This window comes from Azohydromonas lata NBRC 102462 (genome assembly GCF_001571085.1).
GTDB lineage: Bacteria > Pseudomonadota > Gammaproteobacteria > Burkholderiales > Burkholderiaceae_C > Azohydromonas > Azohydromonas lata.
This window is the reverse complement of sequence record NZ_BCTC01000181.1, coordinates 1-7,377: the sequence shown is the minus strand read 5'-3', so window position 1 is coordinate 7,377 and position 7,377 is coordinate 1. Positions and strand designations below refer to the sequence as shown.

Sequence of the window (7,377 nt, the reverse complement as noted above, 5' to 3'; positions counted from 1 at the left end):
AGCGCGAGCCCGCCATGGCGCTCCGGGCCCAGCCAGCGCCGCGCCAGCTCGAAAGGAACGGCCATCGAGAATCCTGCGGCCACGCAGCCCAGCCACAACGCTGGCGGCAGCGCGGCAAAGCCGAACAGCAACGCCACGGCGGGCACGCCGGTGGCGACGAACAGCGCCGCGATCGTGGCGGCGACGACGAGACGGCTCACGCCGCTCAAGCCCGTGAACAGCCGAGCCCAGCGGCGGCTACCGGTGCGGCTGGGCAGGATCAGTGCGGCATTGGCTGCCACCAGCGCCGTGAACGCCGCCGCAGGTGCCAGCTGCGCCAGCTTGGCGCTGGTCTGCAGCCACGCGTACAGGCCCATGACCAGGGCCGTGGCAAGCAGCCCCTGCAGCAGCGACTGCAGCACCGAGCCCAGCGGCAGCAGCGACTCGGCTCGCCGGCGAGGCGGCTGGCCCATCAAATCGTCGCCATCCTGTTCCGCCTCGAACACCAGCGAGCACGCCGGGTCGATCACCAGCTCCAGGAAGGCAATGTGCATGGGCGCCAGCACCACGGGCAAGCCCAGCATCACCGGCAACAGCGCCAGGCCGACGATGGGCACGTGCACGGCCACGGTGTAGGTCAGCGCCCGGCGCAGGTTGACGAAGGTGCGCCGGCCGCGGTGGATGGCCGTGACGATGGAGGCGAAGTCATCGTGCAGCAGCACGAGCGATGCCGCCTCGCGGGCCACGTCCGTGCCGCGCTGGCCCATCGCGATGCCGATGTGGGCCGCTTTAAGCGCCGGAGCGTCGTTGACGCCGTCGCCGGTCATGGCCACCACGTCGCCGCGCGCCTTGAGCGCCTCGACCAATGCCAGCTTCTGCCGCGGCCGCATGCGCGCGAACACGCTGGCCTCGCCTGCCACGCGCGCCAGATCCTTGCCGCTGAGCGCCTCCAGCTCCTCGCCGGTGATGACTCGGCTGGCGTCCAGACCGGCCTGGCGGGCGATGGCTTGCGCAGTGCGGGGATGATCACCCGTGATCATCAGCACCCGGATGCCGGCTCGATGGCAGGTCGCCACGGCCTGCGGCACTTCCGGGCGCAGCGGATCGGCCAGCGCCACCAATCCCAGCCACGTGAAGTCGAAGTCATGCTGCACCGCAGGCCAATCACGGTGCGCCGGGTGGCGCGCCTTGGCCACGGCCAGCACACGCAGGCCCTGGTCGGCCAGCTCGGCTGCCTCGGCCCGCACGGCCTCCAGCGCAGCGGCATCCAGGTGGCACAGCTCGGCGATGGCTTCCGGCGCTCCCTTGGCCGCAACCGTGTCGTCACTGCGACCTCGCTCGCGCCACAGGTGGCTCATCGCCAGCAGCTCCGGCGCCAACTCGTACTCGCGTGCCAGCGCCCATGACGGATGCAGGTGCTCGGTGCCCGCGAGCTGCGCCGCTGCCAGGCGGTGGAAAGCCTGCTCCATCGGGTCATGCGGCTCGATCTCGCTGGCCAGCACGGCGTACTCCAGCAGCTCATGGAAGATTTCCGGCAGCGCGGCGTCGCGCATCCCGCGCACGTCAAACGCCTGCCCGTTCACCGACAGCGCGGCCATGGCCATGCGGTTGAGCGTGAGCGTGCCGGTCTTGTCCACGGCCAGCACGGTGGTCTGGCCCAGGGTCTCGATGGCATTGAGCCGCCGGGTGAGCACCTGCTGCGCGGCCAGGCGCCGTGCGGCCAGGGCCAGGAACACGATCATGATGACCGGGAACTCCTGGGGCAGCACACCCATGGCCAGCGTGATGCCGGCCAGCAGCGCCTGCAGGGCGTCGCCACGCAGCAGCCAGAACAGCGCCACCAGCAACGCGCACAGCGCCAGGCCCACGGCCAGCAGCCTGCGCGTGAGCCGGGCCACCTCCTCGCGCAACGGTGAGGCCTGCAGACCGATGTCCTGCAGCGAGGCGCCGATGCGGCCGAGCTCGGTGTGGCTGCCGGTGGCCTCGACGCGCATCCCGCCCTGGCCACTGACCACCAGCGTGCCGGCGAACACCCGTTCGCCTGCCGCCCGCTTGGGCACGGGCTCGGACTCTCCGGTGAGCAGCGACTCGTCGGCCGCCAGCTCATGCACCTGCAGCAGCACGCCGTCGGCCGGAATGCGGTCGCCTTCGGCCAGCAGCAGCACGTCACCCTTCACCACCTCGCGCCCGGGAATGCGCACCGCCTTGCCGCCGCGCAGGGCCAGCGCCCGCGGGCTGGAGAGGTCGCGCAGCGCGTCCAGCGCCCGGTCGGTACGGCGCTCCTGCAGCACCGTCACGGCCATGATGATGACGACGAAGCCCAGCAGCACCACCGCCTCACGCATGTCGCCCATGACCGCGTAGATGCCGCCGGCCCCCAGCAACAGCAGGAACATCGGCTCGCGCACGACTTCGCCCACGATGCCCGCCAGCCCGCGGCGCTGCGTGGCGCCAAGCTCGTTGGGGCCGTCCCGGCGCAGCCGTTCGGCGGCTTCAGCGGGCGCAAGGCCCGTGGGCAGTTCGTTGGGCATGTCTGCGTGGGCCCCGCCGGGCCCTGGGTAGGTGCAACGCCGCAGCATAGGCACGAGCGCCCCTTGCCGGGCCATTGCCCAACGTCAGCGGTCCATCGGCACGAAGTCCTGCTTGCCGACGTTGCACTCGGGACAGCGCCAGCTCGCGGGCACTTGCGCCCATGGCGTTCCGGCGGGAATGCCGTGCTCCGGCAGGCCGGCAGCCTCGTCGTAGACCAGGCCGCAGGCGGGGCAGACGTAGACCTTCATGCTGACTCCTTGACAACAACGGCTTGCAGGGCCGGGAAAAAATCAGTCGCCGCCGTCGTGCGGCTGTCCCGAGAACACGGAGGCCGAGGGCAACAGCCCGTTGGGCAAGGCCTGCCACTGCCAGGCGCCAAAGGCCAGCACTGCCAGCAGCAGCAGGGCGGCCAGCCAGCGCCGGTCCTTGCGCACCAGGTCCGGCCCCGAGCCCGCAACACGGCCGGTGAGCATGGGCAGCGCCTGGTTGCGCCGGCGCACCAGGCTCAGCACGGCGAGCAGCGCCAAGTGACCCATCACGAGGGCCAGGAAGGCGTTGGCGAAGAGCTCGTGCAGGTCCTCCAGCCATTCGCCACCCCAGTCGCTGTAGGTCGCGTGGCCGCTCAAGGTCAGCGGCACGACCAACAGCAGCATGGCGGCCAGCGCGCCGGCCAGCAGGAGGTTCTGGCCCTGGCCCCAGTTGACACGCGCGCCCGTGCCACCGCGCAGGACGTCGCGCAGCCATGCCGGCGCGCCGGCGACCCGGCGCCACAGCAGTGACAGCCGGGCATGGCGCGGGCCGACCAGGCCGTACGCCAGGCGAAAGCCCAGCAGGCCGGCCATCGTGTAGCCCAGCGTCACGTGCAGCGCGCGCCAGTGCTCGGACTCCGCGGTGAGCCAGCCGAGCGCAAAGCTCAGGGCGAAGAGCCAGTGGAACATGCGCGTCGGTGCGTCCGTGACGCGCCGGCCAGGGGGTGCCGGGCGGGCCGTCACGCCCGCAGCGGCCAGTGAATCGGTGTGTGCCATGAATGCTCCCAAGAAGTCAGTCGTCCCAGGCGCTTCGGTAGCGCAGGTCAAGGCCGGCCGGAAAGCGCAGACCGCGCTCGCTGAAATTGCCGCGCTCGGCGCCGCTGTGGCAGGCCGCGCAGTTGGCGGCGCTCCTGACGCTGGCGTGGCTCCAGACGGCAGCGTCGATGCCGCGGTGCTCGCGCTTGAACCACGCCGACTGGGTGATGCGGTCCTGCGGCGGGGCCTCGCTCCTCACGCGCTTGTAGGTGCCCGCGTTGGCCTGCAGCCATGTGGCGAGCTGCTTGACGGTGGCCTCGTCCAGTGACGCGTCGGTGCCGAAATGCTGGTCCAGCCCTGTCATGAGGCGCTGCCATGACGCGGCCGGCAGCAGGCCGGGCGGGTAGGCGGTGTGGCAGGCGCCGCACTCCTGCGTGTAGGCCTTGGGCACGCTGGCCGGCATAAGCTGTTTCTCGCCGGCCTGGGCGGGCAGCGCGGCCGACAGGGACAGCAGGCCGGCCGCGGCCCAGCCCGTCAGCGGCCACGGGCCGCGCGGTGGATGAAACTCTGTACGCATGAAGCTGCTCCAGGCGGTGGGGGGTGAGGGACTCAGCGCTTGAGGCTGACGAGGTAGGCCAGCACATCGGCCTTCTCCGCAGCGGAGCACTCGCGCTGCGCCACGTCCTTGCAGTTGCGGCGCAGCCACTTGTCCACCCGTGCGGTGTCGGTGAAGGCTTGCGGGTTGAAGGCCGGCGCCAGCGGCTCTATGGCCTTGCCGGTGGCGGCATGCTTGCCGGATCCCGTCGGCGGGCTGCCGTGGCAGGACGCGCACGACCATTCGCCTCCATGGCGGCTGGTGAAGAAGACGCGTCCGCGCTCGGCCTGGCCCGCAGCGCCGGCCTGGGCGCTGAAGCGTTCGAGCTGCTGCCCCGGCGTGGTGTCGCCAGCCCATGTGCTGGCAGCCACCATGGCCAGCGCCGCCGCCAGCGGCACGGCGCGCAAATGCTTGATCCAGATCAGCGGCACGTTCATCGCGGGCTCCTCATGGGGTTGGGATGGCAGGTGTTGGAGGCATTCTTGGGAAGCCCGCGTGAAGCAAAGCTGAATCGGTCGTTCATCCGTCGTTCAGGAAAGACACCCCAGACTGGTCGCATGACGAGCCCTCGCCCTTCCCACCCGACAGCGATCCGGCGCCGCAGGCGCGGCGCCTTGGCCCGCATCGCTGGAGCCGGGCTGCTGCTGGCCGGGGCGGCGTGGCTGGCCGTGGTGCAGGCAGCCCATGCCGATGACGGCGACCACGAGCGCGCCCGTGCCGCCGTCCAGGCAGGCGAGGTGCTGCCCCTGTCCGAGTTGCTGAGCCGGCTGCAGCCGTCCTGGCCGGGGCAGGTGCTGGAACTGGAGCTGGAGCGCGAGGACGGCCGCTGGGTCTACGAAGTCAAGTTGCTGCAGCCGGGCGGCCAGGTCGTGAAGCTTGACGTCGATGCCCGCACCGCCGCCGTGCTGAAGCAGCGGCGCAAGGGCGAGCGCAAAAGCGAAAACCCGTCGCGCTGAGCTTCGCCATGAACCTGGGCCAACACGAATGAGAATCTTGCTGGTGGAGGACGAGTCCACGTTGCGTGCCCAGCTGCGCGCCGGACTGCAGGAAGCGGGCTACGCCGTGGACGAAGCCGACAACGGCCGCGACGCCCAGCACCTGGGTGAGACCGGAGCTTTTGACGCCGTCGTGCTCGACCTCGGCCTGCCCGTGCTCGACGGCCTGACGGTGCTGCAGCGCTGGCGCGCGGGCGGCCGGACCATGCCCGTGCTCATCCTCACCGCGCGCGACAGCTGGCACGAGAAGGTCGCCGGCATCGACGCCGGTGCCGACGACTACCTGGCCAAGCCTTTCCACATGGAGGAGCTGCTGGCCCGCATGCGCGCCCTCATCCGCCGCGCGCAGGGACTGGCCTCCCCGCTGCTGCAATGCGGCGCGCTGGCGCTGGACACGCGCAGCGGCCGCGTCACCGTCGCCGGCCAGCCGGTGAACCTGACCTCCCATGAGTACCGGCTGCTGGCCTACCTGATGCACCGCCCGGGCCAGGTGGTGTCGCGCACCGAGCTCACCGAGCACCTGTACGCGCAGGACTTCGACCGCGACTCCAACACCATCGAGGTCTTCATCGGCCGGCTGCGCCGCAAGCTGCCGCCCACGGCCATCGAGACCGTGCGCGGCCTGGGCTACCGGCTCATGTCCGCGGCGTGATGCGGCGCTCCGCATGGCTGCGTTCGCTGCGCTGGCGGCTGCTGGCGGCCACCTTCGTGGCGGTGGCGGTGGCGGTGGTGATGGCGGGATGGGTGCTGTCCGGGCTGTTCAGCGAGCATGTCACGCGGCAGTTCACCGTGGCGCTGACGGCCGAACTCGACCAGGTCACGGCCCGCTTCGAACTGGACGCACAGGGACGGCCGAGCCTGGATCCCGCCGTCCTGAGCGACCCACGCTGGACTCGGCCTTACTCCGGGCTGTACTGGCAGGTGGACCAGATAGGCGGCGCCGCGCCGCGCCGCGGCGTGCTGCGTTCCCGCTCGCTGTGGGACGCCGAGCTGCAGGCTCCGGCCGACCAGCTGGCTGACGGCGGGGTGCACGTGCACGAGGTCGCCGGTCCGGGAGGCGCAACGCTGCTGCTGGTCGAGCGCACGGTGCGCATCGCGGCCGGTGGCACGGGCGCGTGGCGGCTGCTGGTCGCGGCGGACCGTCATGAAACCTCGCAAGCCATCGAGCGCTTCAACGGCATGCTGGCCTTGTCGCTGACGGCGCTGCTGGGGCTGCTGCTGCTGGCCGCAACCGCCCAGGTCGCCGTAGGCCTGGCGCCCTTGAAGGCACTGCAGCAGGCCTTGGCAGCCGTGCGAGAGGGCCGCGAACAACGACTCCACGGGCGCTTTCCGCTGGAAGTACAGCCGCTGGTGGACGACTTCAACAGCGTGCTGGAGCGCAATGCCGAGGTTGTGGCGCGGGCCCGCACGCAGGCCGGCAATCTGGCGCACGCCATCAAGACGCCACTGGCGGCGATGGCGCAGGCCGCGGGCTCGGCTCGGCAACACCCGGATGAGCTGGTCGCCCTGCCGCGGCTGGTGGCAGAGCAGGTCGAGGTCGCACGGCGCCATGTGCACTGGCACCTGGCCAGATCGCGTGCTGCCGCCGCGCAGGGCGTGCCGGGCATGCGCGCCGAAGTGGCACCCATCGTGGCCGGGCTGGTGCGTGTGATGTCGCGCGTGCACGGCGAGCGCGGCTTGCGCTTGGAAACCGAGGCCGTGCCGCCCGGGCTGGCCTTTGCCGGCGAAACGCAGGATCTGCAGGAGATGCTGGGCAACCTGCTGGACAACGCCTGCAAGTGGGCCCGCAGCACGGTCCGCATCTCGGCCACGGCGGCGCAAGCCGCCGGCGCGCCGCGGCTGCGGGTAGTCATCGAGGACGACGGGCACGGCATTGCCGAGAAGCAGCAGGCGCAGGCCCTGGTACGCGGCAGCCGCCTGGACGAGACCACCCCGGGCAGTGGCCTGGGTCTGGCGATCGTGCACGAGCTTTGCGGCCTCTACGGCGGGGAGCTGTCGCTTTCCCGTGGCGAGTTGGGCGGGCTCAAGGCGGCGCTGCTGCTGCCCATGGCGGCATCTATGGAAGTCCAGTGATTCCGGACGCCACGATCGCTTAGCTGGCACAGCGCCTCTGAAGCCCGGCGTACAGCGCCCCGCGTTGCATCGTGCGTGACACGGCTCGGTTCATGACGCGTTGCCTGCCATGAAACTGCCACGCGGCGAGCGGACGCCACCGCGGGCCCTGGCCGGACCCGCGCCGACGCCCGCGCGGCATCAGCCCTTGGCCACGGGC

At 71.3% G+C, this 7,377-nt stretch carries 8 protein-coding genes; 3 read left to right on the top strand and 5 right to left on the bottom strand.

All coding sequences use genetic code 11. From position 1 onward, the window contains the following. The 5 genes from ALA01S_RS29810 to ALA01S_RS29790 form a co-directional block, all read right to left on the bottom strand. Positions 1–2,510 (bottom strand): cation-translocating P-type ATPase (locus tag ALA01S_RS29810; RefSeq protein ID WP_066343178.1); only part of this gene is annotated, 2,510 nt, incomplete at its 3' end. 84 nt (positions 2,511–2,594) lie between these two features. Further along, on the bottom strand, positions 2,595–2,759 hold the full coding sequence (locus ALA01S_RS29805; RefSeq protein ID WP_066343170.1) for a rubredoxin: 165 nt from the start codon (positions 2,757–2,759) through the stop codon (positions 2,595–2,597). A gap of 42 nt (positions 2,760–2,801) precedes the next feature. After that, positions 2,802–3,536 carry a cytochrome b/b6 domain-containing protein gene (locus tag ALA01S_RS29800; protein ID WP_066343168.1) on the bottom strand — a complete coding sequence of 245 codons (735 nt, stop codon included), beginning with the start codon at positions 3,534–3,536 and terminating at the stop codon, positions 2,802–2,804. 16 nt (positions 3,537–3,552) lie between these two features. Next, complete coding sequence (locus ALA01S_RS29795; RefSeq protein ID WP_066343167.1) at positions 3,553–4,092, bottom strand: diheme cytochrome c; 540 nt, start codon at positions 4,090–4,092, stop codon at positions 3,553–3,555. A 32-nt stretch (positions 4,093–4,124) separates the two neighbouring features. Then, positions 4,125–4,547 (bottom strand): DUF1924 domain-containing protein, encoded by a 423-nt coding sequence (locus ALA01S_RS29790; protein WP_066343166.1) that lies wholly within the window; start codon positions 4,545–4,547, stop codon positions 4,125–4,127. Between the two features lie 177 nt (positions 4,548–4,724). Between ALA01S_RS29790 and ALA01S_RS29785 the strand changes: the two genes are divergently transcribed. The 3 genes from ALA01S_RS29785 to ALA01S_RS29775 are packed head-to-tail and all read left to right on the top strand — an operon-like array spanning position 4,725 to position 7,178. Further along, a complete protein-coding gene (locus ALA01S_RS29785; RefSeq protein ID WP_238456014.1) occupies positions 4,725–5,066 on the top strand; it encodes a PepSY domain-containing protein in 342 nt (113 codons plus the stop codon). 28 nt (positions 5,067–5,094) lie between these two features. Continuing rightward, on the top strand, positions 5,095–5,757 hold the full coding sequence (locus tag ALA01S_RS29780) for a response regulator (protein WP_066343160.1): 663 nt from the start codon (positions 5,095–5,097) through the stop codon (positions 5,755–5,757). Then, positions 5,757–7,178, top strand: coding sequence for a sensor histidine kinase (locus ALA01S_RS29775; RefSeq protein WP_066343159.1), 1,422 nt, complete (start codon positions 5,757–5,759; stop codon positions 7,176–7,178). The genes ALA01S_RS29780 and ALA01S_RS29775 overlap by 1 nt, the downstream gene beginning before the upstream one ends. Positions 7,179–7,377 lie beyond the last annotated feature (199 nt).

What these genes read in the sequence shown, in the direction of transcription:
- ALA01S_RS29795 (WP_066343167.1), bottom strand. Translation starts at nt 4,092, where the DNA reads ATGCGTACAGAGTTTCATCCACCGCGCGGCCCGTGGCCGCTGACGGGC.
- ALA01S_RS29790 (WP_066343166.1), bottom strand. Translation starts at nt 4,547, where the DNA reads ATGAACGTGCCGCTGATCTGGATCAAGCATTTGCGCGCCGTGCCGCTG.
- ALA01S_RS29800 (WP_066343168.1), bottom strand. Translation starts at nt 3,536, where the DNA reads ATGGCACACACCGATTCACTGGCCGCTGCGGGCGTGACGGCCCGCCCG.
- ALA01S_RS29780 (WP_066343160.1), top strand. Translation starts at nt 5,095, where the DNA reads ATGAGAATCTTGCTGGTGGAGGACGAGTCCACGTTGCGTGCCCAGCTG.
- ALA01S_RS29775 (WP_066343159.1), top strand. Translation starts at nt 5,757, where the DNA reads ATGCGGCGCTCCGCATGGCTGCGTTCGCTGCGCTGGCGGCTGCTGGCG.
- ALA01S_RS29805 (WP_066343170.1), bottom strand. Translation starts at nt 2,759, where the DNA reads ATGAAGGTCTACGTCTGCCCCGCCTGCGGCCTGGTCTACGACGAGGCT.